The sequence below is a fragment of the Fusibacter sp. A1 genome (genome assembly GCF_004125825.1).
Taxonomy (GTDB): Bacteria; Bacillota; Clostridia; order Peptostreptococcales; family Acidaminobacteraceae; genus QQWI01.
On sequence record NZ_QQWI01000006.1, the window covers coordinates 259,784 to 285,246 of the forward strand.

General features: G+C 44.8%; 25 protein-coding genes and 1 pseudogene. 4 read left to right on the forward strand and 22 right to left on the reverse strand.

Translation table 11 applies throughout. The annotated features are described in order from the left end of the window. Positions 1–98: 98 nt before the first annotated feature. A complete protein-coding gene (locus DWB64_RS10535; RefSeq protein ID WP_129488194.1) occupies positions 99–809 on the forward strand; it encodes a bifunctional 2-polyprenyl-6-hydroxyphenol methylase/3-demethylubiquinol 3-O-methyltransferase UbiG in 711 nt (236 codons plus the stop codon). 44 nt (positions 810–853) lie between these two features. Here DWB64_RS10535 and DWB64_RS10540 read toward each other — a convergent pair whose 3' ends face one another. From DWB64_RS10540 to DWB64_RS10620, 17 genes and pseudogenes are all read right to left on the reverse strand, one after another. Continuing rightward, on the reverse strand, positions 854–1,591 hold the full coding sequence (locus tag DWB64_RS10540; RefSeq protein ID WP_129488195.1) for a hypothetical protein: 738 nt from the start codon (positions 1,589–1,591) through the stop codon (positions 854–856). Further along, positions 1,584–2,282 carry an ABC transporter ATP-binding protein gene (locus DWB64_RS10545; RefSeq protein WP_129488196.1) on the reverse strand — a complete coding sequence of 233 codons (699 nt, stop codon included), beginning with the start codon at positions 2,280–2,282 and terminating at the stop codon, positions 1,584–1,586. Before DWB64_RS10545 ends, DWB64_RS10540 begins: the two co-directional genes overlap by 8 nt. 9 nt (positions 2,283–2,291) lie before the next feature. Further along, positions 2,292–2,642: a GntR family transcriptional regulator gene (locus tag DWB64_RS10550; protein WP_129488197.1), complete on the reverse strand. Its 351-nt coding sequence runs from the start codon at positions 2,640–2,642 to the stop codon at positions 2,292–2,294. 164 nt (positions 2,643–2,806) lie between these two features. Beyond that, positions 2,807–3,709, reverse strand: a complete 903-nt coding sequence (locus DWB64_RS10555; protein ID WP_129488198.1) for a helix-turn-helix transcriptional regulator — start codon at positions 3,707–3,709, stop codon at positions 2,807–2,809. A 91-nt stretch (positions 3,710–3,800) separates the two neighbouring features. Further along, positions 3,801–4,820 carry a serine hydrolase gene (locus tag DWB64_RS10560; protein WP_129488199.1) on the reverse strand — a complete coding sequence of 340 codons (1,020 nt, stop codon included), beginning with the start codon at positions 4,818–4,820 and terminating at the stop codon, positions 3,801–3,803. A 2-nt stretch (positions 4,821–4,822) separates the two neighbouring features. Further along, a complete protein-coding gene (locus DWB64_RS10565) occupies positions 4,823–5,917 on the reverse strand; it encodes a low specificity L-threonine aldolase (protein WP_129488200.1) in 1,095 nt (364 codons plus the stop codon). Between the two features lie 93 nt (positions 5,918–6,010). Further along, entirely contained in the window at positions 6,011–7,072 is a 1,062-nt protein-coding gene (locus tag DWB64_RS10570) for an endonuclease/exonuclease/phosphatase family protein (protein ID WP_129488201.1), read from the reverse strand. 21 nt (positions 7,073–7,093) lie between these two features. Continuing rightward, on the reverse strand, positions 7,094–8,017 hold the full coding sequence (locus tag DWB64_RS10575; RefSeq protein ID WP_129488202.1) for an alpha/beta fold hydrolase: 924 nt from the start codon (positions 8,015–8,017) through the stop codon (positions 7,094–7,096). A 3-nt stretch (positions 8,018–8,020) separates the two neighbouring features. Next, a pseudogene (gene dhaK, locus DWB64_RS19575) lies at positions 8,021–9,688 on the reverse strand (dihydroxyacetone kinase subunit DhaK). Further along, entirely contained in the window at positions 9,688–10,773 is a 1,086-nt protein-coding gene (locus DWB64_RS10585) for a glycerol dehydrogenase (protein WP_129488203.1), read from the reverse strand. Before DWB64_RS10585 ends, dhaK begins: the two are co-directional and overlap by 1 nt. A gap of 167 nt (positions 10,774–10,940) precedes the next feature. Then, entirely contained in the window at positions 10,941–11,933 is a 993-nt protein-coding gene (locus tag DWB64_RS10590) for a PocR ligand-binding domain-containing protein (RefSeq protein WP_129488204.1), read from the reverse strand. Between the two features lie 80 nt (positions 11,934–12,013). Further along, positions 12,014–12,838, reverse strand: a complete 825-nt coding sequence (locus tag DWB64_RS10595; RefSeq protein WP_129488205.1) for a ZIP family metal transporter — start codon at positions 12,836–12,838, stop codon at positions 12,014–12,016. A 96-nt stretch (positions 12,839–12,934) separates the two neighbouring features. Beyond that, the gene (locus DWB64_RS10600) at positions 12,935–13,342 is read right to left on the reverse strand and encodes a secondary thiamine-phosphate synthase enzyme YjbQ (RefSeq protein WP_129488206.1); all 408 of its coding nucleotides are present in this window, start codon (positions 13,340–13,342) and stop codon (positions 12,935–12,937) included. A gap of 50 nt (positions 13,343–13,392) precedes the next feature. Continuing rightward, the gene (locus DWB64_RS10605; RefSeq protein ID WP_129488207.1) at positions 13,393–13,950 is read right to left on the reverse strand and encodes a GNAT family N-acetyltransferase; all 558 of its coding nucleotides are present in this window, start codon (positions 13,948–13,950) and stop codon (positions 13,393–13,395) included. A gap of 64 nt (positions 13,951–14,014) precedes the next feature. After that, entirely contained in the window at positions 14,015–14,602 is a 588-nt protein-coding gene (locus DWB64_RS10610; protein WP_129488208.1) for a helix-turn-helix domain-containing protein, read from the reverse strand. A 48-nt stretch (positions 14,603–14,650) separates the two neighbouring features. Beyond that, positions 14,651–15,931, reverse strand: a complete 1,281-nt coding sequence (locus DWB64_RS10615; protein WP_164980355.1) for an MFS transporter — start codon at positions 15,929–15,931, stop codon at positions 14,651–14,653. 150 nt (positions 15,932–16,081) lie between these two features. Continuing rightward, complete coding sequence (locus DWB64_RS10620; RefSeq protein ID WP_129488210.1) at positions 16,082–17,503, reverse strand: DUF2087 domain-containing protein; 1,422 nt, start codon at positions 17,501–17,503, stop codon at positions 16,082–16,084. A 172-nt stretch (positions 17,504–17,675) separates the two neighbouring features. On the opposite strand from DWB64_RS10620, the gene DWB64_RS10625 reads away from it, so the two are divergent. The 3 genes from DWB64_RS10625 (at position 17,676) to DWB64_RS10635 (ending at position 20,887) form a co-directional block, all read left to right on the forward strand. After that, positions 17,676–18,320, forward strand: a complete 645-nt coding sequence (locus DWB64_RS10625) for a peroxiredoxin-like family protein (RefSeq protein WP_129488211.1) — start codon at positions 17,676–17,678, stop codon at positions 18,318–18,320. Between the two features lie 259 nt (positions 18,321–18,579). After that, entirely contained in the window at positions 18,580–19,872 is a 1,293-nt protein-coding gene (gene murA / locus DWB64_RS10630) for a UDP-N-acetylglucosamine 1-carboxyvinyltransferase (protein WP_129488212.1), read from the forward strand. A 28-nt stretch (positions 19,873–19,900) separates the two neighbouring features. Next, a complete protein-coding gene (locus DWB64_RS10635) occupies positions 19,901–20,887 on the forward strand; it encodes a YeiH family protein (protein ID WP_129488213.1) in 987 nt (328 codons plus the stop codon). A 49-nt stretch (positions 20,888–20,936) separates the two neighbouring features. On the opposite strand, the gene DWB64_RS10640 is transcribed toward DWB64_RS10635, so the two are convergent. The 5 genes from DWB64_RS10640 to DWB64_RS10660 form a co-directional block, all read right to left on the reverse strand. Next, on the reverse strand, positions 20,937–22,100 hold the full coding sequence (locus DWB64_RS10640) for a S8 family peptidase (protein ID WP_129488214.1): 1,164 nt from the start codon (positions 22,098–22,100) through the stop codon (positions 20,937–20,939). 127 nt (positions 22,101–22,227) lie between these two features. Continuing rightward, positions 22,228–23,415, reverse strand: coding sequence for a class 1 isoprenoid biosynthesis enzyme (locus DWB64_RS10645; RefSeq protein ID WP_129488215.1), 1,188 nt, complete (start codon positions 23,413–23,415; stop codon positions 22,228–22,230). A 133-nt stretch (positions 23,416–23,548) separates the two neighbouring features. Further along, positions 23,549–23,998, reverse strand: coding sequence for a hypothetical protein (locus DWB64_RS10650; RefSeq protein ID WP_129488216.1), 450 nt, complete (start codon positions 23,996–23,998; stop codon positions 23,549–23,551). 12 nt (positions 23,999–24,010) lie between these two features. Continuing rightward, positions 24,011–24,553: a phosphatase PAP2 family protein gene (locus DWB64_RS10655; protein ID WP_129488217.1), complete on the reverse strand. Its 543-nt coding sequence runs from the start codon at positions 24,551–24,553 to the stop codon at positions 24,011–24,013. Between the two features lie 51 nt (positions 24,554–24,604). Continuing rightward, the gene (locus tag DWB64_RS10660; protein WP_129488218.1) at positions 24,605–25,333 is read right to left on the reverse strand and encodes a hypothetical protein; all 729 of its coding nucleotides are present in this window, start codon (positions 25,331–25,333) and stop codon (positions 24,605–24,607) included. Positions 25,334–25,463: the final 130 nt, after the last annotated feature.

Here is a 25,463-nt window from a genome sequence, read left to right on the forward strand (position 1 = left end):
GACTCAGTGTATCAAAAAAAGGAATCTGCGTAAATGGTACCACAGGTTACACACTTTTTAGGGCAAATGGGGTATGATAAATAAAAAAGGAGGCCTCTATGTTTTACAAAGAACTTTCAAAAGTCTATCACCATGTCTTTCCTGCAAAGGGAAAGTTGAATTTCTTAACTACTCATTTTAAACCCGCTTCGCACCTACTCGATATGGGCTGTTCGGATGCTAGGGTCGCACTAGGCCTTGTAGAACTTGGGCATACCGTCGAAGCGGCTGACCTTAGCGAGGATATGGTCAAAGTCGCTGACGCCGTCAGTGAAAACGGAACCCTGTTTCCGGTTCGGCTTGCAAATATGCTCGATACCGCTATAGACTACCCAAAAGAGCACTTTGACGGCGTCTACTGTATCGGCAACACACTGGTCCACCTGCTTGACAAGGCGGATATCAAACGCACACTCGAAGGATTCAAGCAGGTACTCAAGCACGATGGCACCTTGATCCTGCAGATTCTAAACTACGAGAAAATTTTAAGCGACAAGCCGGACAGTTTGCCACTTATCGACAATGAACACGTCACCTTCCAAAGACGGTATGAATACGAAAATGACCGCATTGATTTTATCACAACACTTCATGTCAAATCGGACGCTGAGGTATACACTGCAAAAACTCAGCTTAATCCACTGACAAAAGCTGATCTTGAATCACTGCTTAAAGACATCGGATTCAGCCAGCTGGAATGGTTTAGCGGCTATGACGCAAAGCCCTATCATAAAGACGAGCTGCCTTTACTGGTAGTCGCAAAAAAATAAGAAGCTACCGCTCTTTTTTTAAGAGCGGCAGCTTCTTTTTGGAATCAGTCAAAATTCGCCTTTTTCTCAAACAGATAACCCGTAATTCCGTAGCTGGCCATAATCGAAAGACCCACTACCGCCAACTCAAGCCATTCTGTTTTCCATAAGCTCATCGTCATAAACGTCGTATCGTTACCTGTGACTTCAAGACCTCCTACCAACTTAAAGTAGAGGTAGTTGATCGCAAGATAGATCATGAAGGTGATGAATCCGCCGAACTTAAGCTGCGAGAAGAATGCCCTATAGATTGCGAACGATAGGTAGACCATGGCGATAAAGAAGATGATTTGAAAAATCGATGCGATAAGGATATAAGAGGTATTGCCAAGATTCATTTGCATAAACTTGAGCGCCTCTGTGAAAACCGGCTCATTAAGCAGCTTTTCTGTCGTAAATAGTGTGGTCACAGCGGCAATTCCACTTGCAAGCGTCATCACAACCGTCGATAGGATCAGTTTTGAGCCTATCTTCGTAAAACCCGAATAAGGCAAACTGAAGTACAAGTCGCGTGTCGATCTTTTGGCTTCCAACCTTAAATTGTTGATGCAGTCGACAATCGCTGCAAACCAGAAGCAGGTTGCTAGCAGAAAGATGAATGCTATGTATTCGTCCGACGTTTTGATCCGTCCTGAACTAGTTAAGTAGACGGCAAGTATCAGGTTTGCCAGTTCATAAAGTCCAAAGGCTCCAAGAAGCACCTTCCACTTTTTCTGTAATTCAAAAACCAATAATTTAAGCATACTTGTAAACCTCCTTATATAGTTCATGGATCGACATCTTGTTCTCGATTCTAAGGAATTCTGTGTCCCCTTTCATTTCAAGCCTGCCATTTTTGATAAAGACGATTTCATCACAAATCCTTTCGAATTCATGGACAAGATGGCTGGAGATGATGATGCATTTGTCCTCATCCACTTGAGATGCGAGTAGGTCAAGAATCATATCCCTTGAAATCGGATCGAGCCCGTTGAGCGGTTCATCGATGAGATAGACATCCGAAGTCCTGCACAGTGTCAGTGCCGCCTTGAGTCTTCCTCGTTGTCCCGTCGACAGTGATTTTATCTTTTGCTTCGCTTCAAGTTCCAGTTCAACAATCAACTTTTGAGCTTTTTCCTTATCGAAGGCATGATAGAACTTATGGTAAAAATTGATACTTTCTTGAATCGACATCCATTCATACAAATGCGATTCTGTCGGCATAAAGGCAATCCTATCTTTTTTATGTGTTTTCTCACCGTCGATATGATAGATGACTTTTCCGCCGCTAGGCTGTAAAAGACCTGCAGCGATCCTCATAAACGTTGATTTTCCACTGCCGTTGGGTCCAAGCAGTCCGATGATTTTTCCCTTTTCAAAACTGACACTCAGACTGTCAAGCGCTTGCTTCAGTATGAATTTTTTCGATAAGTCCTGTACTTGTAATGCGATCATATTGACCTCCTATGATTTTTCTCTTATCAGGTTGATTAATGCTTCTCCGTGTATGCCTATCTGGTACATTTCTTTTATATACTCGTCTGTCACCCTATCCACAAGCTGTTTTTTCAGTTCTTCCTGTAAGGTCGGTTTTTCGACGATGAATCTGCCAAGCCCACGCTTGCTTTCGCATAAGCCTTCACTTTCCATTTCCTGATACGCCTTTTGAACGGTGTTGGGATTCACTTTCATCTGAGCCGCCAAATCCCTGACAGAAGGCAACAGGTCGCCAGACTTTCTACGCCCGTGGATGATGTCCATTTTAATTGCATCCATGATCTGAATAAAAATCGGTATATGTAGCTTGAATTCCATGTTTCACCTCCCGTTTAACTGTATTGGCTTAATAATACAGTCAAACACTTAGAACATTCTGTGATGAAGATTAGAAAAGGATTAAATAGCTGCTTATTTTTGTAATATTCATTCAGACAATAAAAAAAGCTGTCAGGTGAATCGCTCCTGACAGCGCTTAACTTCTATAGTTTTTTTACAGGTCGTCCTTCGATATAGCCTCTGTAGCCTTGAGGTTCCATCTGGAACCTTGGTGCGTCATCACTAGCGAACTCAAAACCATATAGGGTTGGATCGTAATTGTCGATGACTTTCCAAAGGTCCGCGATCGCCTCGCTGAAGTCCTCGTCCTTAAAAGGCTGACCCTGGAAGATCATCATTTTACAAGGACTAAGCTCGATTAGCTCGAATCCCTCTGGTATCTCACCTTCAAAATCTAGTGATACCTCTACTCCCTGAACATACTCAGAAGTGTTTTCTCTGATCAGTTTTCTAGGCAACCACAACCCTAGCGGTTCACCTAAGGCGCCTTTGATACTGGATAGGATTCCCCATACATCGCATCCCACCTCTTCGCAGTACTCGAAGTAATGTGTCGCCTTTATCCCGCGTTTTAAAATAAGTTTTCTAGCCTCTTTTTCTACGACCTGTACAAAAACAGTATTTTGCGTGTTCTTTTCATTCATGGGTCTCTCTCCTTTTTTTCTCATGACATAAAGATGTCTGATATAGTAGGGCATGAACAGCTGGATAGGTGGTGTCTGCTGAGCGTATTTCTTTGGCGTCATTCCAAAGCTCTTTGAAAAGGCTCTGGTAAATCCTTCGTGCGAATCAAATAGGTAATCAAATGCGACGTCGATGACTTTCACCTCATCATCTCGTAGCACAAGCGCCGCACTGCTCAACCTAAGCTTTCTGATATACTCGAACGCCGAAATGCCTACAAGTTCTTTAAATATGCGAGCGGCGTACCAGGGCGAATACCCTGCTATGTCAGCAAGCATATTAAGTGTGATGACCTCTTTGAGATGCTCCTTGATATAGACTTGCATCCGGTCCACCGCATTGATCTTGTCTTCATAGCTCATTATCCCACCTCCTAACTACAGTTTACGCCCAAAGGAAAAATAATTCTTGACCTGTGTTGTCATTGTTTGTACCTTTACATCTATTCTAGCACTACTGATTCAAAAAATAGGTTTGAACATCTACAAGCTCGTCACACAAGTCCCAAATATCATCGCCTCTATTGGACACTGCGTAAAGATAGTCGTTCGAATCGTGCTTGTAGGCCGACCTGAACGATACTCCGGCATCGCCACCGACGATGAATGAGATTTTCTTGTTGCCACTGATTCTAACGAATACTCCGAGTCCATAGTATAAGTTCAGTTCCTCATTAAGCAGCACCTGACCTGCAAGCATTTGATTCACAAGTTCTGGACTTAACAAGATTCCATCATAAAGACCTTTCCATATCGCATATAATTCCTCGCCTGTCGTATAGATGCCTCCGTCACCGCCCGCCTGGATAGGCAGCTTGTAGATGTTGGTGAACCATGCGCCATCTTGCTCATAATAACCGTATGCCGTATTATGAGGCAGTCCGTTAAAGGCATGTACACCTGTTCTTGAGAGCCCAAGGGGTTTTAGGATGAACTCTTCTATGCACTTCTTGTAACTCATTCCAGAAAGCTTCTCAATCAGCATCGCCAAATAGACAAATCCGCCGTTGGAATATTTATATTTTTCACCAGGTTCAAAGTTCATCTTTTTGTCAAAAAACATGGGAAGATAGTCCATGGGTGAAACCAACTTCTGAACCGGCACCTCAAGTTCAAACGCGTCAAAGTCCTCAATCAGATCCTCATCATAATAGTCAGGCATGCCTGAGGTATGGGTCAGCAGATGCTTGATCGTGATATCCGGATTGTACTCCGCCGAGTCGATCTTCAAGATGCTTGCGGCCTTGGTGTCTAAGGTAACTTTCCCTTCGTCCACCAGCTTTAGCATGGCGATCGCTGTAAACATTTTTGTGCCGGATGCGATACCGAACAGAGTATCCCCATCGATGGGTAGCTTGTTTTCAAAGTCCCTGTATCCCTTGATCTGATCAAGGATTACTTGACCTTTTGAAACGATTTTCACCTGTCCGCTTAAATCAAAGGCCTCTAATTTTTTAGTCAATTCACCAATCATTCTTAACCTCTTTTCTGATTTGCGCTGATACCGATTTGCTTTAACTCCGCTATCGCACGGTCGATCTTTTCATCACCGATCAGGCCGTATTCATCGCCAATGTAAATCTCAGCTTTAGCCAGCCCGTTCGCTCGATTTTGAAGGCCTCCGAACAGCGCGACATCAGAAGACTCCATTACCTTTATCAGCTGACCCGTCACGTCATCAGCCCTTTCATTAAAGTGGACATGAAACATGTTGCACACAGGCACTTCTGGTAGGATTTTTATACCTTCTACCTGGCTGAGCTTACTCGCATATTCCACGGCTTGTTCATAATAGCCTTGCATTCTGTCTTTTCTTAATTCATAGGCATGAGAAGCGGTAACCACATAGGGATACAGGTGATAAAGGTCTCCACCATGCCTTCGCTTCCATACTTTCGACTTTTCAGTAAATGCTTTCTCGCCGGCAAGTATTGCTCCTGTGACTCCAGCAAGCCCCTTATAGAAGGAGATGTAAACAGAATCGAAAAGCTCACAAACCTCTTGAGCGCTCTTTTCATAGTAAGGCAGACACTCGAACAGCCTAGCACCGTCAAGATGCGTATGGATGCCTCTACTTTTCAAATACATCACCATTTCAACCAGATCGGTCCACGAAGGCAGTTGTCCGCCTATCTCCCTTTGTGGAAGTTCAAACAGCACGACCGCTACTTGACCTAAGTGTACAAGGTCTTCAAGTGTGAACAGGCGCTCCTTGTCACCAAGGAGAACAGTCTTGATACCGTGAAGCTCTTTTAAACCGTCCTGCTCATGAATTTCTAAGTGGCATAAGGGATGATAGGCCACTTTCTTGTTTTTCTCCCTATCGCACCAGATTCTTAGCGCTATTTGCTGGGCCATCGTTCCGCTAGGGAAAAACACGGAAGCTTCCTTGCCAAGGACCTCGGCCATTTGATTCTGAAAGGACTCGATCACGCTCCCTGTGCCGTACATGTCAGGCATCAGGTTTTCATCAAGTGTTTCAAACACTTTCATTTGCTCTTTCATCGGCGCCAGCCTATGTCCGCGCACCTTGTGCTTTGTCGCCCTTAAAACTTCCATGTATGATTTCATCAAAAAAAACCTCCTATCTACTAGTCTAATTAAAGTCTAGCATATTGAAGGAGGTAATAATCTTTTAAATTGTTTTTTCCACTTTGGGTTTTATCAGTTGAACCTCAGCTCGATCGTCACCGGATTATGGTCGCTAAACTCAAATCCAAGGTCGTGACCTTTGACATCGACGATTTCAAGATTAGGTGATACCAAAAATCCGTCGATGATTGTGACAAAGGTCTCATCGGCGATATAATCCGTGACAAGGTCTCTAACCGTCATCACCGAATCATCCACGCCCCATTTGAACCCTGTTTCCGTCAGCTCAGTGCTGATTTGAACAAGCCAGGTCGGCCAGTTGGCCATAAAGTCCGGATCGCTCAACTGCACATCCGAAATCAGCTGGTTCCAATCCCCACCCAAGAGCACGTAGTTTCCAGCTTCGTACTGCTCGTTGATGTACCTCTTAAGGTGTGCCACCTGCTGATTTCTTAGAAGTCCGCCTTCATCGTATGCGGATAAGTGCAGGTTGACTACAACAAGGTTCTTGCCGTTATCAAGCGGAAGGTTGGTTTCGATAAAACATCTGTCAAGCTCTACAAGCTTCATCGGCCATGATTCCTGTCCTTCAAGCTGGTGCCTTTTGGCATCGTCCATAAGGTACTTCGAAAAGATGCCCATACCCGCGTCCACATGTCCCATCGGCGACATAAGTGGCACCGGAACCCAGATGGCATTGTAGTTGTAGGCGAAGACACTGCTGTAATCATCAAAGCGCCTTTTAAGTAAATCGAGCTCGTTTAAGTTATAGCTTCGCGACGCTTTAACGTCGATTTCTTGTATCAGATAAATATCAGATTGTATCTCAGACATGAACTCCATTGAAGCATCCATATTGTCCATGGTCTTTTCAAGACTATCGGACCTGCTGTTGACGCCGCCGTCTGCAAAAAAGTTTTGTGACTTGTCAAGACCGCCATAACCTATGTTGAAGGTGGTCACTTTAAAACCGGTCTCATGGCTAAGTACAGTTTTACTGCTTTGAACCACCTCGAGTGCTTCAATGGGCTGATGCACTTGATTGGCAAGTGTCAGATATCCTATAAAGAGACCGCATGCCACAAAGAATGTAAGTAGGATGACAAGTACCGCTTTGACCGTTTTCTTAACCATGTTCCCCCCCGTAAGCTTTGATTATATCTCGATTTTTCTATTGATCCAAGCGATGACATCCTCATAGACTTCTCCGCGATTGGCCTCGTTGAGCATTTCATGCCGCCCCTTTGGATAAAGGAGAATCTCTGTGTCGAAACCGAGATTTTTATAATACTCACCGGTCTTCATGACTCCTGTCTCACATTCACCGCAAGGATCGTTCGATCCGGATAAAACCAGTACCGGAATCTGTGGTTCATTAAACACAGGTTTATTTTTGTAAAGCAGGTGATAAAGCCCGTCGATGAAATTCACAAAAAAGCTAGTTGGGTGAATTTGACCGCACAGCGGGTTCTCGATATACTTATCCACTTCTTCCTCCACTGTAGATAGCCAGTCAAAGGGAGTGCGCGGATCTTTAATTTGTGCGTTGAACTTACCGAAGGAAAGCTTGTCCAACCGTTTTGAGGGTTCGTCCTTAAGATTGAACACCGATTCGATTTTAGCGATCGTTCCAGCACCGATCAGTTCCATCTTTGAAGGAAAACCGGTACCTGAAAACACGATGGCATCCGCTTCGTGCTCGTACTTCTTCAAAAATGCTCTTGCGACGTAAGAACCCATGCTGTGCCCGTAAACGACTTTAGGAAGGCCGGGGAAGTCCTTGGCTGCCATATCGACAACTGTCTTTAAGTCTTCCACCATCTTGTTCCAACCATCCTCACCGATATAACCGAGTTTTCCAGCGGCGGCTGCAAGTTGACCATGTCCTCTATGGGAATGCCCGTAGACTACAAATTGATTATCTACAAGAAACTGCGCGAATGCCTCATATCTTAAAATCGACTCCGCCATTCCATGTGACAATACAATAATGGCGCGAGGCTGACTGTCCTCGCTATACCATTTATGCCCCTCAAGCTTCACTTCGTTAAACGAATCAAATTCAAAATCCGTTCTCATACCTTACACCTCGATATTCTCCGCTATTTTTGTAAAGATGATTCCAAGCGCCATGGCACCGGCATCGGGAAACCCGACACTGCGCTCACCGACATAAGACGCCCTACCTCTTGATGCTACCATCGTTTTTGTCTTTTCTGCGCCTTCAACTGCCGCCTTGGCTCCGTTCAATAAGGCTGTCATCACATCGGTATCCGCCTGAGCGCTTTCTTTCAAGGCTTCGACTGTCGGAATCAACGCATCCAGCAAAGTTTTATCACCAAGTACCGCTTTTCCACGCTTTTGAATCGCATCTACTGCGCTTTGCATCATCTGTGCGAACTCCTGAACGCTTAGCTGCGTCTTTCCTGTCGCGAACTTACCGGCACCCCTGAATGCAGATCCCCATATAGGACCAGATGCGCCTCCGCAGTGTTCTGTAATAATCATACCACAATCTTTTAAAAATGTGCCTATGCACTCCTCAGAAAGCGTCTCCCACTGAATGTTCAATTCCTTAAATCCCTTGGCGATTGACATCCCGAAATCGCCATCACCTGCCACGGAGTCCAGTTCACAAAAGTAGACTTCGTTTTGAATGATCACACCCGACATGTATGCTACAATTTCTCTGATATTTTTTGTTGTCAACTGACCCATAGTATCCCTCTTTCTTCTCTTATGTGCTAAATTTCAAGCTTATTTAAAAGCAATCGTATCAGCTGATTCGTTCAGATAAGCCTTGAGTCTTTCATCTAGTCTGAGTATCGTAACCGATGCTCCAGCCATATCTATCGCCGTCATATAATTGCCTACATAGCTGTTTACAACCGCGATTCCATGCTCCTTCAAAACATTTCTGACAGAACGGTTGAGCACATATAGCTCTTGTAGCGGCGTAGCTCCAAGTCCGTTGATCATAAGGGCGATTTCGCCGCCTGATTCCACTGGCATATCCTCAAGTATTCTATCTACCATCTTGACTGCGATCTCATCCGAGGTAAGCACCTTCTCTCTTGCGATACCGGGCTCGCCGTGGATTCCCACACCAAACTCCATCTCATCGTCTGAAAGTGTGAATGTAGGTGTGCCCTTTGCAGGCACCGTGCAAGAAGTCAGGGCAAAGCCTATGCTCCTTACATTTTCAATCGTCTTAAGCGCTACTTCTTTTACAGCCGTCAGGTCAAGTCCGGCTTCTGCGGCGGCACCTGCGATCTTTTGAACAAAAACGGTTCCTGCGACACCTCGTCTGCCCACTGTATAAAGGCTGTCCTGAACCGCCACATCATCATTGACATAGACGCTTTCGACAAGTAAATCATCATCTTCAACGGCCATTTCAGCCGCCGCATCAAAGTTCATGCAGTCACCCGAATAGTTCTTGACAATCAGCAGAGTCCCTTTTGACGACGCCGTATGTTTAATGGCCTTATACACTTGAATTGTAGACGGTGATGCGAAAACATCGCCACAAACCGCCGCATCAAGCATACCCCTACCGACAAAGCCCGCATGGGCAGGCTCATGACCGCTTCCGCCTCCACAAATCAGTGTCACCTTATCCTTGTTGAGGTCTTTTCTTACCATCGATTTACTGTTACTGTGAAATACAAGTCGATCGGGATGTGCGAGCGCCATGCCCTCACACATCTCCACCACTAAGGATTCAGGCGTATTGATGATCTTTTTCATTACATACCTCCCAGGTTATCGGCAGAGACAATCGCAGCACAGACATCTTCTTCAGTTACTTTGAATGGCATGTTGTAAATCGTCTCACCTTCGGCGCAGGCGAGCTTTGCAATCGCCTTCACTTTTTCCGGTGTCACTTCGCTGATTCCAAGATCCTTAAGTGTGGTCGGTAGTCCGACTGACCTATTGTAGCTTATCACTCGTTCCAGTTCCTCAGAGCTTGCGTTTTCAAGAACCAGCTGGACAAGAACACCGAAAGCGACTTTTTCTCCATGGTAGTAGTGATGTGTCTCTTCGATCGCTGTAAGTCCGTTATGAACCGCATGTGCAGCGGCTAGTCCGCTGCTTTCAAAACCCAGTCCACTTAAGAGTATGTTCGCCTCTATTATGTTTTCAAGCGCCGTAGTCACCACATTGCCTTCACAGGCGGCTTTTGCTTTTGTAGAATCTTCAAGCAGTGTCTCATAACAAAGTGTTGCAATCGCTACTGCGGCTTTCGTGCTTTTTCCACCTGGAATATTGTCAGCGAATGACTTTTCACAAGCTCTCGCTTCAAAGTAAGTCGATAAGGCGTCGCCCATGCCTGCAACCAGGAACCGAACAGGAGCTTTGGCGATAACCGAAGAATCCACCAAGACCAGATCCGGGTTCTTCGTAAAGAACATGTACTCGTCGAACTCGCCGTTTTCAGTGTAGATGACGGCAAGACTGCTGCACGGCGCATCTGTTGAGGCGATGGTTGGAATGACGATCACTGGCAGTTTCTCAAAGTGGCTGATCGCTTTTGCCGTATCCAGCGCCTTACCTCCGCCAAGACCGATGATCACATCACAGGCTTCTTCCTTAGCGACTTCTCTCAATCGTTTGATCTCGATATGGGTGCATTCGCCACCAAAGTTGCCGTAGACAGCATCGAACTTCTGCTTGGCTTTAGCGGCATTTAATTCGTTATCCATCCTTTTAAGGTCGTCGTCTGAAGCGACGATCAGCGCCTTGGTTCCATAAGTTTCAATGGCTGCACCTAGTTCGTGCAACATGTCTTTTCCTTGTTGATAGCGTGATGGTGCGATCAGTATTCTTTTCATCATATTCTCCTTTTAGCTCCATGAAATCGTTTGCTTGTCACCATTATAACTTCATGCAAACTCAAAAGCATCGGACAAACCAGTCCAAAACTGCCATAAACATAGCACAAAGTGAAAATTTTCTGATAATTCAAATAAAAAAAAACAGCACATTGTGCTGAATTGTTTTATTTCATAGAATTTTGATGGTCTAGCACCTTCTTCAGATGATAGCTTTTTCTATACTGAGTCGGTGTCACACCCGTCTGCCTTTTAAATAGTTTAATAAAGTAGCTCGAATTGTCATACGCCAGTGTATCCGCGATCTGACTGACCCCTAGCTGACTTTCCTTCAAGAGGTCTTCAGCCCTCTGTATTTTCAACTTGTTCTGGTAAGCTGAAAAGCTCATACCTGTCACTCTATTGAAGGACTTGCTGAAATAGCTTAAGCTTACATTGCAAAGTGTAGCCATTTCCTCGGCATATACGTGATCGCCTGTATGTTGCTCCAAGAACACAAGCGCAGGTTTTAAGAAGTCGACATTGAAGTGGGTCTGCAAAAGCTCGTCACTCAGGGGAGTATGCTCCGACTGAACGACCTGTTTACTTGACTGTGTCTTGCTGATTACGCCGGGGTGTACCGATTTCATTATCGCACTCTCAACATTGTACCTGGCGATATGCGACAACATCGCGGCGATCGCCTCCACTTTCTCAAGTGTCATGACCGGCAGCGCCTCGTACAGTGTAGACAACCGCTCTTCTAAGGCGACTTCAGCTACACTTGCTTTACCACTGACGATGCGTTCAAGGGAGTTGACACTACTTTCATCCGACAACCTGACTTGACCGGCCATGATCGCCCCGATATACTGGCCGTTTGCGATAATTGGAACCGCCAGGTCCACAAGGCCCCTATGGCAAATATAAATGTACGGCTTTTGAATCCTCGCAGCCTCGAGACCACCTCTGGAATCACACTTTTGACAAAGGTCCCTATACTTGTCGTCCGATCTGACTGCTTGACAATGCGCGCTGCTATAGCTGTGCGCTGTAAAGGGCACCCCTTTGTAATCCACGGTGACTACCGCCATGTCCGTGGCTCGTGAAATGTCGTTCTGCACTTGCTGAAACTGATTGACGTCTATGATGTCTTCAAGCTTATATAACTCTTTTTGCATTTTGACCACCGTTTCTCAAAATTATGGGATATGTTTATCCTATAATTTTGCCAGCCCCCTGTCAATTGAAGAAAGTACTCCTAACCTAAGGCCACATCCAAGACCATCATCACGGTAAAACCGATCATGCATCCGATTGTGGCGATATCAGTTTTTGACCCGCCTTCTTCCCTTTGGGCTTCTGGAATCAGTTCTTCCACCACTACATAGATCATGGCACCTGCTGCAAATGCCAAAGCATAAGGTAGAATCGGCTGCATTTTGACAACCGCATACGCGCCAAGCACACCGGCGATAGGTTCTACGATACCAGATGCCTGACCGTACATGAAAGCCTTTGTTCTACTAAATCCTTCACGTCTTAGAGGTATGGATACGGCAGCACCTTCTGGAAAGTTTTGAAGACCGATACCGATCGCTAGGGCTATGGCTCCAGCAAGCGTCGCCGTTCCACCGATACCGGCAGCAACTGCGCCAAAGGCGACACCGACCGCCAGGCCTTCTGGAATATTATGCAGTGTGATGGCAAGCACCAAGAGCACACTTCGTTGCCAATTGGTTTTAACACCCTCAGCCTGTGACGTATCAAGTCCCATATGAAGGTGAGGAAGTAGCTTGTCCACAAGGTACAGGAACGCCCCCCCACTTAAGAATCCGATCGCCGCTGTCAAAAATGCGATCTGTCCCAAGTCTTCCGCCATGCTGATTGCCGGTGCCAACAGGGACCAGAAGCTTGCGGCGATCATCACGCCCGCAGCAAAACCCAACATACCGTTTAAAACTGTCTTGTTGATCGATTTAAAGAAAAATACGAGTCCTGCGCCAAGGGCTGTGACGCCCCATGTAAATAACGTTCCTATTAGAGCCTGCTGTACAGGTCCAAATTGCTCAAACCATTGGATCATTTTGTTCCTCCTATAAAATTGTAATGATTACAATTCATTATAACCTTGAATACTTCTTTTTCCTAGTTGAATTTTTATCACATCAAGGGGCTCTATTCAATCGCCCATCACCTTGATCACTAGTTCCCTGGTTCGGGGACCGTCAAACTCACAGAAATAGATGCCTTGCCATGTGCCTAAAAGCATCAATCCGTTTTCAACAAGCACGGTCTGGTCGACACCGATACAGGACGATTTAAGGTGGGCATGGGAATTGCCCTCATAGTGCCTGTAATCTCCTTTTTCGGGAAAAACTTTTTCTAGTCCTGCCAGCATGTCCCTCACCACATGAGGGTCTGCGTTTTCATTAATCGTGACAGCAGCTGTGGTGTGGGGCACAAAGAGCACAAGCATCCCATTTCTAATTCCGCTTTCCTGCAGCGCCACACCCACTTCCCTTGTCACATCGATCATGGTCTGATGACCCTTGGACCTTACTTGAATTACCGTTTTTACTTGTCTCATCTGATCCTCCGAAAAATGATTCCATATCGCTTATTGCTTCTACGAACACCTTACAGGCTTTCTCTCTCAAGCAGATAGGACATCACAACCCGGTCTTCGTACCTACCGCTTTCTTTTATGTAAATCGCATCTCTTTTTATACCTTCTTCAGTAAAGCCGACCCTTTTCGCTAGATTCAGCGAAGCCGAGTTTTTAGGATTGATGCTCACCTCGATCCTTCTGATGTTTGTTTCTTTCGTCAGAAAAGCGATCACACCTTGCATCACCTCCGTCATGATTCCTTTTTTCCAGTAAACCTTACTCAGCATGGCTCCAAAGGATATGGCCCTGTGACGTTTATCATACCCGTTCATTGAGAAAACACCTATCATGTCATCTTTCTCATCGACAATCGCCCAGCGGAGCATTTTTCCATCCAGCTGCCTTTTCCTACATGTCTCAATATAGGCCTTTCCCTCTTCTTCACTCTTTAAGGGATCCATCGGCTGAAACGCCAGTCCTTCCTCAGAATAAACCTCGCAAATCTTCTTTGAGTCTTTCAACTCAAGTGTTCTCAACCGGTACCGCTGTAGTTCGATGACCGGCGGATGCTTGTAATACGATTCCATCCTATCGTCCTCCTCTATTTCTACCTTATTATACCACTTAAAAACAAAAACCCCTTGCGAGGTTTCATTTGTCGTGGATTTCGAGGTCGTACATGTTCATATAGACTCTGGTCTTTGTTTTTCCCTTCATCTGATCCGGTTTTTTGGAGTGGCTACTCACGTAATCACTCACCATTTTTTGCAGTTCCATACGCTCTTCAAAGTCCAAATAGATGTCATCATTGAAGAAGTGGATACCGAACACCTTTTCCTTGCTGTCCAGTCTTCTTAGCGTTTCATGATAGCTTTGTGCAAGTGACATGAAATTCTCATCGCTGTCTTTTTTCAACTTGTCGAGCATATCGTCCATCAGCTGCGCATTGGTAATATGCTCGTCGGGATCTGCCATGATGTTGACCGATTCATAATCCAGGTCGTAATAGACGGCGGTGATATTGCCCATGGCCTCTTCATGATCTAGGCCCACCGCTCCGATTTCGAGCAGTTTGCGCATATGGTAGTGTACCTTTGAATGAGAAATCTCCATGGTATCCGACACATCTTTGACAGTACACGGCCTACCGATCTTCTTCATGGTTTTCAGAATGCCCTGCCTGAGAGGATCATAGAATATCTTATATTTTTTTCTCGTATCTATCACCAGTGTCTTCATGAAAGGTTCCTTCCCGTAAACAGGTCAAGATCATGCCAAAATTTCAGCTTATGCCGCCTCGTTTTGCTTGATACCCGGAATGTCATTGATAGACGCATAAGCATTTAGTTTTCTTATCGTCTTAAAGGTCGCAAATAAAAGTGTGAAGGCGACCATCGCTATTCCATTATAAACGAAAAGTGTTCCAATGTTCATCTTATCGGATATCAAACCAAAAAAACCTGCTCCGATGGGATTGGACACCATCACGACCATACCCACAAGGCCCCCCACATGTGCGATGATTTCATTTGGAGTCCGCTTCATCATATAGGTGCTAAGGAGCACATTCACAAATGGAAGCATGAGCCCGATCACAAAGAAAGACAGCGAGGCGATCAGCACAGCCGGTAGAAAGTGGACCACAAGGGGCAGCGAGAGCCCTGCGTACAAGACACCCACTCCTACGAGCGGGACGATCAGGCACTGATACGGCGTGTACCGTTCTCCAAAGTGATTGACCACGAGACCGCCAAGCAAGGATCCCACGGTAATGGCGACGGATAGGATTCCAATTGCGGAAGCCGTAGCGCTCAAGGTTTCTTTCACATACACAGGAAGTAGCGCGTTTATCGGTGTGATCAGAAAGTTGAATACCAGGCACAGCCCTAAGATGGAAACGAGCGTTTTGTCATTCAGAATAAAGCGGTAACCCGACTTCAGGCTTTCCAGATAATCTCCGTTTTCAAATTTCCTGATCGGTCTGTTTGGAAGCAGCGTGACCAGGATCATCAGCGCTGAAATCAAAAATGTCGCAGCATCGATCAGGAAGGCCACTTCAACTCCAAGTATGGCGACAACCCCGCCAGCAAGGGCGAAGCCGATCAGCTGAGCGGTTTGAACAATGGAATTTCCAATTGAATTCGCTTTCATATAGAGTTCGTCCGGAAGGGTCAACTGGAAGATAGCGCCTTTTGCCGCCATCGCGAACACCTCTACTGTGGATGTCAACAAGGTCAATAGGTATAGATGCCATGGCTCAAGCAAACCCGTCATGTAAAGCGCCGCGATGATGATGACAAACACTCCCCTCAAGGCGTCCCCTATCACAAGCAGCGGCTTGGTGGGCAAATAATTGACCAGCGGTCCGATAAAGGGACTCAGTATCAGGTTGGGTAGTATATTGAGTATGTAGACGACTCCCAAAAGGGCGGCAGATCCTGTGATCTCATAAACGAGCCATGAAAACGCGACTACGTCGATACTGTCTCCAAATCTTGATATGGTCCTTGCGATCAGCATATTCCTATACGCCTTATGCGAGCCTAGCGCTTTTAAATCTTTATACATCGTTGTTCCCCCATTTATTCGACTGTAATTACACCGTCGTCCAATTTTATTGGACGAGCTTATCATAATATTTTTTCCAGTCCCTGTCAATAGAAAAAGAGGCTCGACATCGAGCCTCTCAGGAAGTAGACAAAGTCCAATTTCATGTTCCTATTTCAGTAGATACTTAAGCCCGTTCCCCAAGCTCAGTGCGGCGTCAAAAAAGGTGTGTCCGCCCACATGCTCCTCAAAGCATACCGGAATATCCTTGTTTTTCAGTACTTGGACCATCTCGAGATTTGCCTGATGGTGGTCTGCTATTTTTGATTCGAGCCTACCGATACTGATATGAAAATCAACGCCTTCGAGCGGTTCGTTTCTGAAACGCTTGACCAGTTGCGACTGCTTATCCACGTTCTCCCCAGGTTCCCAGTAGTAAGCGCTCGACTGGGCTAGGACATACTTGAAGGTCTCGGGGTTCTCAAGCGCCATGAAGCTTGCCATCAGTCCACCTAGGCTAAACCCCACCAGCACGACATGAGCAGGGTCGTACTTAGCCAGTTCATCGGTCACGGCGGCCATAAAGTCCTTGTCAAAGATCAGATTCGTCATCCGATCCTTTCTGTTGTCGATAAACAGGACGTTCACACTTGGGATTTCATTGTTTTTCACCAGTGAGTCGATGATGTTCAAGGCTTTCGTTTCATAAAAATATTCATACCCGTCAAGAAATACAAGGAGCTTGTCTGAAGGACCAGCCAGCGGTTCACAGTACCACATCCGTCTGTCCCCTTGTAAAAGCGGATGCGACAGGGCTTTCTCTTTCACACTGAAGGAATGCGTGCTTCTTGTCGCTTCAGAGGGGAGTTTGAACTCTGGAAGCTCCAACATGGATTCCTGTTTGAACAGTACCGCAAATTCCTCTGGAAACAGTTCATCGTCCGTGCATGTCACAGTATGGTCCATGAGTGGGTCAAGTCTCACATCCACGTCCTCCCATTCCGCTTCAGGGTCTTCGTTGACAAGATAGACATAAAGCGATCTTGTGTTTCTTGCTACCACATAGGACTTATAAAACACATCGGTTCCTTCAATTTGGCTAAACAGGTTTTCTTCTGTGTCCTGTCCGAAAAGCTCTCCAAAAATCGACACGGTCTTTACAGAATCGTCTCCCCTAAAGACCATCGTCAAAATGCAATAGTTTTCATCGTATTCAATCGGATCGATGAAATGACCCTTATGCTTTTCTGCCATCTTCCAAAATTCATCGACCGCTTTATCCTTATCGTCCTCTAGGGACTTATGTAATCTTTTGATTGCAGGTGATTCAAACCCTTCCTTGATCCTCCAGTATTCAGCACCGTTTTTTGTCCTCTGAAGCAGGCGAAGTTCAATTAATCCCCTTCGCAGTAAGAAGTAGTCACCAAAGGTGTGCCACTGGACAATAAGTTCATTGACCTTCTTTTCACTGTAGTCTTTGTCAAAGTCGAATTTTGAAGACAGATAGCGTAAGACCGCTTTTTTCTTCGCTTGTTTTGAGGGCCAGATCTTAACTCTTCCCTGATCATCCAGGTACTGACTGATTTTTTCCATCTCGTTCTCCTGACTTTAAAATTCATTTGCGCACGGTTTGCTTATATGGGTTATAATAAGGCTGAGTCTCATTAACAGAACATTGAATTAGTTTCAGTATATCAAATGTCAAGTCGGATCATACCGGAACAAATGATTATAAGGATTAATAGTAAACTATCTAGGAGGCCATATGGCATTTTTAAAAAGTCTACAAACCGTAAAAGAAGAAACCGAGAAAAAGATTCCAAAGATACTGAACCGATACATGTATTTTCAGATTGAGCAGTTGAAACGTACCCAGCTTGTCAATCAGTCCATACGAGTCGGGAACAAGTTCCCTGATTCCGAACTTACCTTACACGATGGAAGTAAAACGACTCTTTTCAATTTAATTGATGACAAACCTACCATACTTTCCTTTTACAGGGGTAGTTGGTGCCCTTACTGCAATTTCACATTGATGCATTTTGACGATCTTTTGAAACTGCAGTCAAGACCTATAAACATGGTTGCGATTTCTCCAGAAAAGCCGACAGAAAATGAATTGATTTCATCGAACCCAGAACTTCAGTTCAAGGTCACGACAGACGAGGGAAATCAGCTTTCAAAATCACTCGGACTCACTTTTAAATTACCGCTTATGTTGAGAATCATCTACAGGCTGGGTGGCATACAGCTTAGTCATTCGCAAGGCAATCGTGAGCACGAACTTCCTGTTCCGGCTACCTATCTTGTCGACAGCAAGGGTGTAGTCATCAAGCGCTGGATCGAAGTCGACTATAAAAAAAGGGTTTCGCCTGAAAAGGTGATCAACGCGTATTTCAATTACAAGTAGCATTTTTTTAGGCCATACCGATCCTAATAAGCGATTGGATGGCCTTTTCTATTGCGCTATTTCAATCCTCGAAATAACGACCCTGCAAAAGCATTTTATTTGACCCTTCCTGCTTTTTCGTGATATTCTTAAAAAGTGCTTGTATCAGGGGTGTTTTACATAGCAAAGAAGAGATTTTCAAGCAATCCTTTTACATCATCATTTACATGATAAAATCAACTGCTGATGTCGTTTTTAGTGATAAAGTTAGGAGCAAACCATGGAGAAACAATTTAAGCATGAATTGACTTTGGATGAAGCTACTTCATTACGTATAACCGGCGGAAAACCGCTTTACGGCGAGGTAAAACCGGACGGTGCTAAAAACTCAAGCCTATATGCGCTTGTTGCCGCTACTTACATACGAGAAGGTTGGATGACACTCGAAAACATTCCGCTTATCACAGATATTCAGATGACCCTGCTTACACTTAAAGAAATCGGCATGAACTTCACCATAAAGGACGGCGCCATAAAAATCTACGGCGAGGTGGAGCATACGAACATCTCCGATCAATACGCGTCAAAAACAAGAGCATCGATTGCCTTTTTAGGGGCCCTGCTGTCACAATACGGCAGCATCACCCTTCCTTTACCTGGTGGAGATAAGATCGGCGATCGCCCGATAGACATTCACATCGATGTCATCAAGAGCTTCGGTGCCAGCATTGCTATCGAAGGCGGATTTGTGAAAGCATCGATGGACATCAGCAAACTGACAGGAAAAGATATCTTCCTTCGTTACCCAAGTGTGGGTGCGACGATTAATGCGATCTTTATGGCTATCACAGCTTCCGGTCGAACAACCATCACCAATGCCGCGAAAGAACCCGAAATTGTCGACTTGATTACACTTTTAAGCAAAATGGGTGCTGACATTCGTGGTGGCGGAACCAATCGGATCATCATTGAAGGTGTGTCGACCCTCGAAAGCGTCAACCATGAAATCATACCGGATAGACTTGAAGCTGGCGCCCTGATCATGTGTTTTGCTATGACAGGTGGTAAAGGCATCGTTTCTGGAAGTATTCCAGAACATAATAGACCTCTCATCCATACCTTGCAGTCAGTAGGCATGAACATCGAGGTCATTGATGACAATATCCATATCGACGCGTCAAAACCCATAAAACCCTTCCACGTCGAAACTCAGCCATATCCTGGTTTGGCAACTGATTTACAAGCCATTTGCACTTCATTCGCACTCGTTTGCCCAGGTACTTCGACCATAAAAGATACCGTTTTTGAAGAACGCTTCGCTCATGTGGAGGAGCTTCGAAAAATGGGTGCCGACATCGAAAAGAATGGCAACAAGATCTATATACACAATGTGCCTCATCTAACCGGAGCGACTGTTTCAGGTGGTGATATCCGATGTGTCGTATCGCTCATCATGGCTGCTCTGGCAATCGATGACATCAGTCACGTTGGAGGTATCGAGCACCTACTGCGCGGACATATCCATTTTATCGATAAACTAAAATCTTTACATGCCGATATCGAGCTCATTTGAGTAGAGATTCAATCAAAGGGAGCTGAACATGTTTACTAGATTAAAAAAGTATCTTCCAGGACTACTGCTCACACTACTCATAGCCATACCCGCGTGGATTTTGGGTAAACAAGTACCGATCATCGGCAGCCCGGTCCTGGGCATCTTATTCGGAATGCTCATCGCCTTTTGGCGAAGACCCATGCATTATGAGCTAGGTATCAAGTATTCTTCCAAGAAGATACTCAAATACGCGATCATCTTTTTAGGCTTCAACATGAATCTGTTTAATGTATTTAAAGTCGGTCAAACGACATTGATTCTTATGCTTTTCACTATGACCACAACCCTTTTCACGGCATTCTTCATCGGAAAAAAACTTGGTCTTGATAGCAATACAAAAACACTTATCGCAGTTGGAACAACGATCTGCGGCGGATCTGCTATCGCCGCTACAGCGCCCATCATCAATGCCGATGACGAAGAGGTGGCTAGAGCCATCTCCACGATCTTCTTGTTCAATGTGATCGCGGCATTCGTTTTTCCTCTCATCGGCCATTTGTTCGGTATGAGCGACTACGTCTTCGGGATTTGGGCGGGAACGGCTGTCAATGATACGTCCTCTGTGGTCGCAGCGGGTTATTCCTTTAGCGATGAGGCAGGGAACCTCGCAGTTATTGTTAAACTAACTAGAACCTTGATGATTGTGCCGATAACGCTTTTTCTTGCGGTGAAGACATCAAAAGAGGCAGCGAAGACATCTGGCGATTTTAAGTTCGCATCCGTTTTCCCGTGGTTTGTCATCGGCTTTATCGCGGCATCTGTGGTAAACACATTCCTACCGGTTCCTGAGGCTCTGACCGGATCACTGGTTCAGGTGGGTAAGTTTTCGATTGTCATGGCAATGGTCGCAATCGGACTTAACACACATTTGGTGAAACTCATCAAAAATGGTTGGAAACCAATTCTTTTAGGACTGATCTGCTGGATCGTGTTGGCTTCGACTTCTCTGATCGTTCAATATTCCATTTTATAAAAAAAGACTCAGAACAGTTCAGTTGACTGTTCTGAGTCTTTCGTAATTTCTAATGGTTCAATAATTCCGCTGCATCAGGTAGGCCATAGCCGTAATACTCATCATATCCGGGATCGCCTAAATCCAATGAGCTAAGGGTCAATGCTTCTCTAAAATCGGATAGGGTGGCTGCCGGGTTTACCTGTTTGTAAAGTGTCGCTAAGCCCGCGATATGTGGCGAAGACATTGATGTTCCGCTCATTGTCGCATAAACGCCGTCTTTATAGGTCGAATAAATGGCTACGCCAGGACCTACGACATCCACTTCAGGACCAAACGATGAGAAGTAGGCTAGGTTCTGAGATTCATTGATCGCACCTACAGCGATCGTCGAATCGTAAGCTCCAGGAAAATCGACCTCACTTCCATCATTGCCTGCGGCAGCGACAGTGATTATGCCTGCATTTTCAGCACGTGTAAGAACATCAGCAAGTGCACCGTAATCATAGTTGGTACCTAAGCTCATGTTGATGACATCCATATGGTTTAAGATAGACCATTCTACGCCTCTGACAATATCAGATAGATAGCCTGATCCTCTCTTATTAAGAGCTTTGACCGCATACAACTCGGCATCATAAGCAACACCGACAACTCCTAGATCGTTGTCCTTCGCTGCGATGATACCTGCCACATGTGTACCATGTCCATTATCGTCATCATAAGTTCCACGACTCATATAGGTGATACCGCCAACTACTTTTAGGTCTGGATGGTTCTTATCGATACCGGTATCGATCACTGCGACTTTGACACCGCTGCCGGTAGAGTCAGCCCATGCCTCTTGGGCTCCGACAGCAAGTACGCCCCAATCAATCACTTGACTGCTTGGCGGTTCTGCTGGAGGATCTTCACCACCAGGTTTACCTGGTTTATCTGGTTTTGGCAGGGCATTTACGATTCTATCCACTTCAATGCTTTTAATTCCCTTACCTTTAGTGATTTCGATGACCGCCCTTTGATTCGCATGAACCACAAAACCGTCAAGTATGTCGAAAGATTCTACTCTAAGACCTGCTCTAGTAAGGGCTTCCATCGCCTGAGACATCTGGGCATGCTCTTCAAAAATGACGATCAGCCTGTTTGTGGCTTGATTGGATGCCGCATAGCCAGGAACCATTAGCGTTACAAGCAATAAGCAACTTGCCAGAAAAACAGCTAGATATTTTCTCATTTTGTCATCTCCTCTTCATTGATCATCTGTAATTATGTATACCCATTTTATTGATAGTTATTCTCGTTAGGCCAAATTCATCGCTATTTCCCTAGGTGAAACTACTACAAAAAAAGAACACCGGTATCTATTCGATACCGGCTGCCACTAGTTTTTTCAGTTGTCGATTAAAGGTCCTTTCAACTTTTTTATAGGTCCTACCTGAGAACATATTTGCTTTTTTGATTTTTCGGTATAGTGATCTGGAAAGATACCTCTTATTGTTCATCAGCGATGTATACACCAGAAGATTCAAACTTCGAGACATGATTTCCTTTAACGCCTTCTGATGATCCGTTTTCACGATCATGATCTCATGAAAGAACCGGTCGATCATATTCAGATATTTGAACACGCTTTCGTCAATCTTATGGTTTTGGACATTGAAGATCGTACTGTGTTTGCTTTTCTTGTCTTCTGACATATCTTGTAAGTCATCGGCCAGTTGAAGGAGAACACCATAGTAAAAAGAAAAGACGGCCTCTTCGTCTGTAAGGTCTCCCCGCACCAGGTAAGCATCTGCGAGTACAGACGCCCCACCCTTATAAATGCTTATCTTCAGTAGATCCACCGAATACGGTCCTTTGACATCCTGCTGACTGATGCTCAAGCCCTGTCCATCCAGTATCGCCAATAAGGCGGTTGTCACATGTGGGTATGCGGTGCGGTCGTAATCGCCTGTAATCATATCGATCATATCGAAAATTCTTTTTTCCTCATTCGTATGGTATTCCGCGGAGCCGGTTCTGATCTTTTCTCTGAATCTAAGATTGAACTCATACTTTTCAGTTTTGGTTCTATTAGGACTATCCAGATAGTTGTCTGTAAGAGGATACAACATGCTATATGCGAACATCGAATTCGTCAGTTCCACTCGTCTATTCATATAAAGCTGCATGCTGTTCATCGTCCAGACATTTCTGAGCGCTTGAAATATGCCGTTTACATCCAGTTCAGGAGCAGTTTCTCTTGCCCGTCTGATAAAGGACCGCGAACATTCCAAATAGTCTTCGTCGAACAGGTGCTCCGCAGCCCATCTGCTTATTCCCATGGTTTCAATCATGAACTCCTTGCACGACAACATGATCTGATCAAACTCGGCGCTTTTTTCAGCTGCCGGATGATATTCCGTAAGGTACTTAAGCAGCTCGGTTTTCAGGTCCATCAATTTCTTATCGTTCTTTTTATCATAGGCTGAGTCGAAGCACGGGTAGGTCAATCCACTGTTCCACCAGGACTCCTGTGCATGATTCACAAGCTCTTCTATCTTCATCACAATCACCTCTACTTGATTTTAACATTATCTAACTTTTGTTTCATTAAGCGAACATTAGAGTTTCATTAACGAGATAGAAATGTACCTAAATGTAAAAAAATGCGACCATCAATTGAATGGACGCATGTTGTGACTAAAGTTGATCTAGTTCATTAAGAGTATATTCCTTGTCTTTAGGATCTTTGATTCCAGCGACAAGTTCTGTCGCTCTCTTTTTAAAGGATTCATAATCGGAAGTATTCCCCAGTACCTTATGTGCTTCTGCAATCGCCATATATGCAAAAACAATATCCCAGTCTTTGATTGTGTATAGCTCACAGATTTTCAAGCAGGCGCTCGCATGTAACAGTGCCTGTTCACCCATACCTAAAATCGCATATACTTTTGATACCTGCCATTCACCTCTTTCAAGGTTGACCGGTTCCCCAACCTTGCCCCATAAAAACCGTGAGGCATGAGCTGCATGAATCATATTTATGTTGTCGTCTTCTGTGCGATCTTCCTTATCGATATATTCCCAAACAAGATTGAAGCACGCCTTGGCCTGTTCGACCTGAAAATCATGAAATGCACTTTGTGGCATCTTCTACTCCTCCTACTTATTAGATAACGAACGATTCAACCGATTGTAGAGCTTGATTGTGAGAATTGAGCATAGGCCACCAATAACAGCTCCAAAAATGATGTCTGTCGGATAATGGACAAGCAAGTACACTCGAGAGAGTGAAATCAAACATGCCAGGACCCAAATAACCGTCCTATGTCTAGAAAGCATATATGACAACACTCCAGCCACTGCGAATGACGATGTCGTATGACCTGATGGGAATGAATAGATCCCCTTAGGATAAATAAGCGGTACGATATCGGTGTGGGTGATAAAGGGTCTGGGTCTCAAAAAACAATGCTTCAGTGTGACTTCTCCAACTAGAGTCGATAGAATAAGTGCGAACAGGGCAAGAAATCCCGCACTCCTTGTCTTCTTATCGATAAGCAACACTCCACAGATCAGCATCCATATCAATCCGCCGTTTCCAAGTGAAGTGATAGCAATCACAAGGTCGTTTAGCGGTTCATATTGGTGAAAATTTTTAAAAATCTCCAAAATTCCTAAATCCAGTCCCATGATCAATGCCATCTGCGATCTCCTTTTACAATACTTCTATTGTAGTGATAAGCATCGCACCTGTCAATTACTCAAATCAGTTACTTGCGCGTCCTCAGGATAAGTGATGTCTTCTTCTTTCACCCTACCGAAGGCAAGGTCTTTGAAGTAGAACATCGTCTTGACATCACCAACTTTCGATTCCATTTTGATAATGAGTCCATACTCCTTCCATACGTAATAGGTCGCAGAAAATTCAGGACCGCTGTATTCGAAAACCAGGACCTCCTTGTCATCCAGTGTTTCCTCACCCTTGTAACGGATCTGAGAAAAAGTGGATTTATCGAGACTTGCGATATAGGTGAATGGATTTATCATCTCACCTGTGTCCTGATAATCCATAAGCATGACAGAATTGGTTTCCTCAGTATAGATGCCCATCTTACCGGTTTCTTCGTTCACGAAAGTAATCATGCCCATCGTTTCAGTCTTATAGCTGCGCCCGATCGCCCAGTATTTCATACTCACTGTTTGCCCCATGTTGTCCATTACAAGTTCATAGTAATAATTGTCCGCCATGGCCGAACCCCCGAGTACACTTTCGAACTCTATTCCTGACACGCCGGGTTCATCGGATGTTTCCGAATCCTTTAGTACTTCGGTCTTGGCAACTGCTTCAGTTTCAGCTTCTTTCGCCATTTTTTCTGACTGCGTATCGTTCTTGTCAATGCTGCTTACCTCACTCTTACACGCTGTGAGTAAGAAAACCGCGATTGCGATCAGCGTCCATAATTTCCACTGTGATTTTTTCATAATTCTCACACTCCTTCAACCTGCCCTCTTAAAAACTATATATCCAAAATGACAAATTTGAATCATGGTCTTTTGCGCTTTGTAGGGATACAGCCCATCAAATCTCTGATATACTATAGTTGAAAATCAA

What these genes read in the sequence shown, in the direction of transcription:
- DWB64_RS10535 (WP_129488194.1), top strand. Translation starts at nt 99, where the DNA reads ATGTTTTACAAAGAACTTTCAAAAGTCTATCACCATGTCTTTCCTGCA.
- DWB64_RS10540 (WP_129488195.1), bottom strand. Translation starts at nt 1,591, where the DNA reads ATGCTTAAATTATTGGTTTTTGAATTACAGAAAAAGTGGAAGGTGCTT.
- DWB64_RS10545 (WP_129488196.1), bottom strand. Translation starts at nt 2,282, where the DNA reads ATGATCGCATTACAAGTACAGGACTTATCGAAAAAATTCATACTGAAG.
- DWB64_RS10550 (WP_129488197.1), bottom strand. Translation starts at nt 2,642, where the DNA reads ATGGAATTCAAGCTACATATACCGATTTTTATTCAGATCATGGATGCA.
- DWB64_RS10555 (WP_129488198.1), bottom strand. Translation starts at nt 3,709, where the DNA reads ATGAGCTATGAAGACAAGATCAATGCGGTGGACCGGATGCAAGTCTAT.
- DWB64_RS10560 (WP_129488199.1), bottom strand. Translation starts at nt 4,820, where the DNA reads ATGATTGGTGAATTGACTAAAAAATTAGAGGCCTTTGATTTAAGCGGA.
- DWB64_RS10565 (WP_129488200.1), bottom strand. Translation starts at nt 5,917, where the DNA reads ATGAAATCATACATGGAAGTTTTAAGGGCGACAAAGCACAAGGTGCGC.
- DWB64_RS10570 (WP_129488201.1), bottom strand. Translation starts at nt 7,072, where the DNA reads ATGGTTAAGAAAACGGTCAAAGCGGTACTTGTCATCCTACTTACATTC.
- DWB64_RS10575 (WP_129488202.1), bottom strand. Translation starts at nt 8,017, where the DNA reads ATGAGAACGGATTTTGAATTTGATTCGTTTAACGAAGTGAAGCTTGAG.
- DWB64_RS10585 (WP_129488203.1), bottom strand. Translation starts at nt 10,773, where the DNA reads ATGAAAAGAATACTGATCGCACCATCACGCTATCAACAAGGAAAAGAC.
- DWB64_RS10590 (WP_129488204.1), bottom strand. Translation starts at nt 11,933, where the DNA reads ATGCAAAAAGAGTTATATAAGCTTGAAGACATCATAGACGTCAATCAG.
- DWB64_RS10595 (WP_129488205.1), bottom strand. Translation starts at nt 12,838, where the DNA reads ATGATCCAATGGTTTGAGCAATTTGGACCTGTACAGCAGGCTCTAATA.
- DWB64_RS10600 (WP_129488206.1), bottom strand. Translation starts at nt 13,342, where the DNA reads ATGAGACAAGTAAAAACGGTAATTCAAGTAAGGTCCAAGGGTCATCAG.
- DWB64_RS10605 (WP_129488207.1), bottom strand. Translation starts at nt 13,950, where the DNA reads ATGGAATCGTATTACAAGCATCCGCCGGTCATCGAACTACAGCGGTAC.
- DWB64_RS10610 (WP_129488208.1), bottom strand. Translation starts at nt 14,602, where the DNA reads ATGAAGACACTGGTGATAGATACGAGAAAAAAATATAAGATATTCTAT.
- DWB64_RS10615 (WP_164980355.1), bottom strand. Translation starts at nt 15,931, where the DNA reads ATGTATAAAGATTTAAAAGCGCTAGGCTCGCATAAGGCGTATAGGAAT.
- DWB64_RS10620 (WP_129488210.1), bottom strand. Translation starts at nt 17,503, where the DNA reads ATGGAAAAAATCAGTCAGTACCTGGATGATCAGGGAAGAGTTAAGATC.
- DWB64_RS10625 (WP_129488211.1), top strand. Translation starts at nt 17,676, where the DNA reads ATGGCATTTTTAAAAAGTCTACAAACCGTAAAAGAAGAAACCGAGAAA.
- murA (WP_129488212.1), top strand. Translation starts at nt 18,580, where the DNA reads ATGGAGAAACAATTTAAGCATGAATTGACTTTGGATGAAGCTACTTCA.
- DWB64_RS10635 (WP_129488213.1), top strand. Translation starts at nt 19,901, where the DNA reads ATGTTTACTAGATTAAAAAAGTATCTTCCAGGACTACTGCTCACACTA.
- DWB64_RS10640 (WP_129488214.1), bottom strand. Translation starts at nt 22,100, where the DNA reads ATGAGAAAATATCTAGCTGTTTTTCTGGCAAGTTGCTTATTGCTTGTA.
- DWB64_RS10650 (WP_129488216.1), bottom strand. Translation starts at nt 23,998, where the DNA reads ATGCCACAAAGTGCATTTCATGATTTTCAGGTCGAACAGGCCAAGGCG.
- DWB64_RS10655 (WP_129488217.1), bottom strand. Translation starts at nt 24,553, where the DNA reads ATGGCATTGATCATGGGACTGGATTTAGGAATTTTGGAGATTTTTAAA.
- DWB64_RS10660 (WP_129488218.1), bottom strand. Translation starts at nt 25,333, where the DNA reads ATGAAAAAATCACAGTGGAAATTATGGACGCTGATCGCAATCGCGGTT.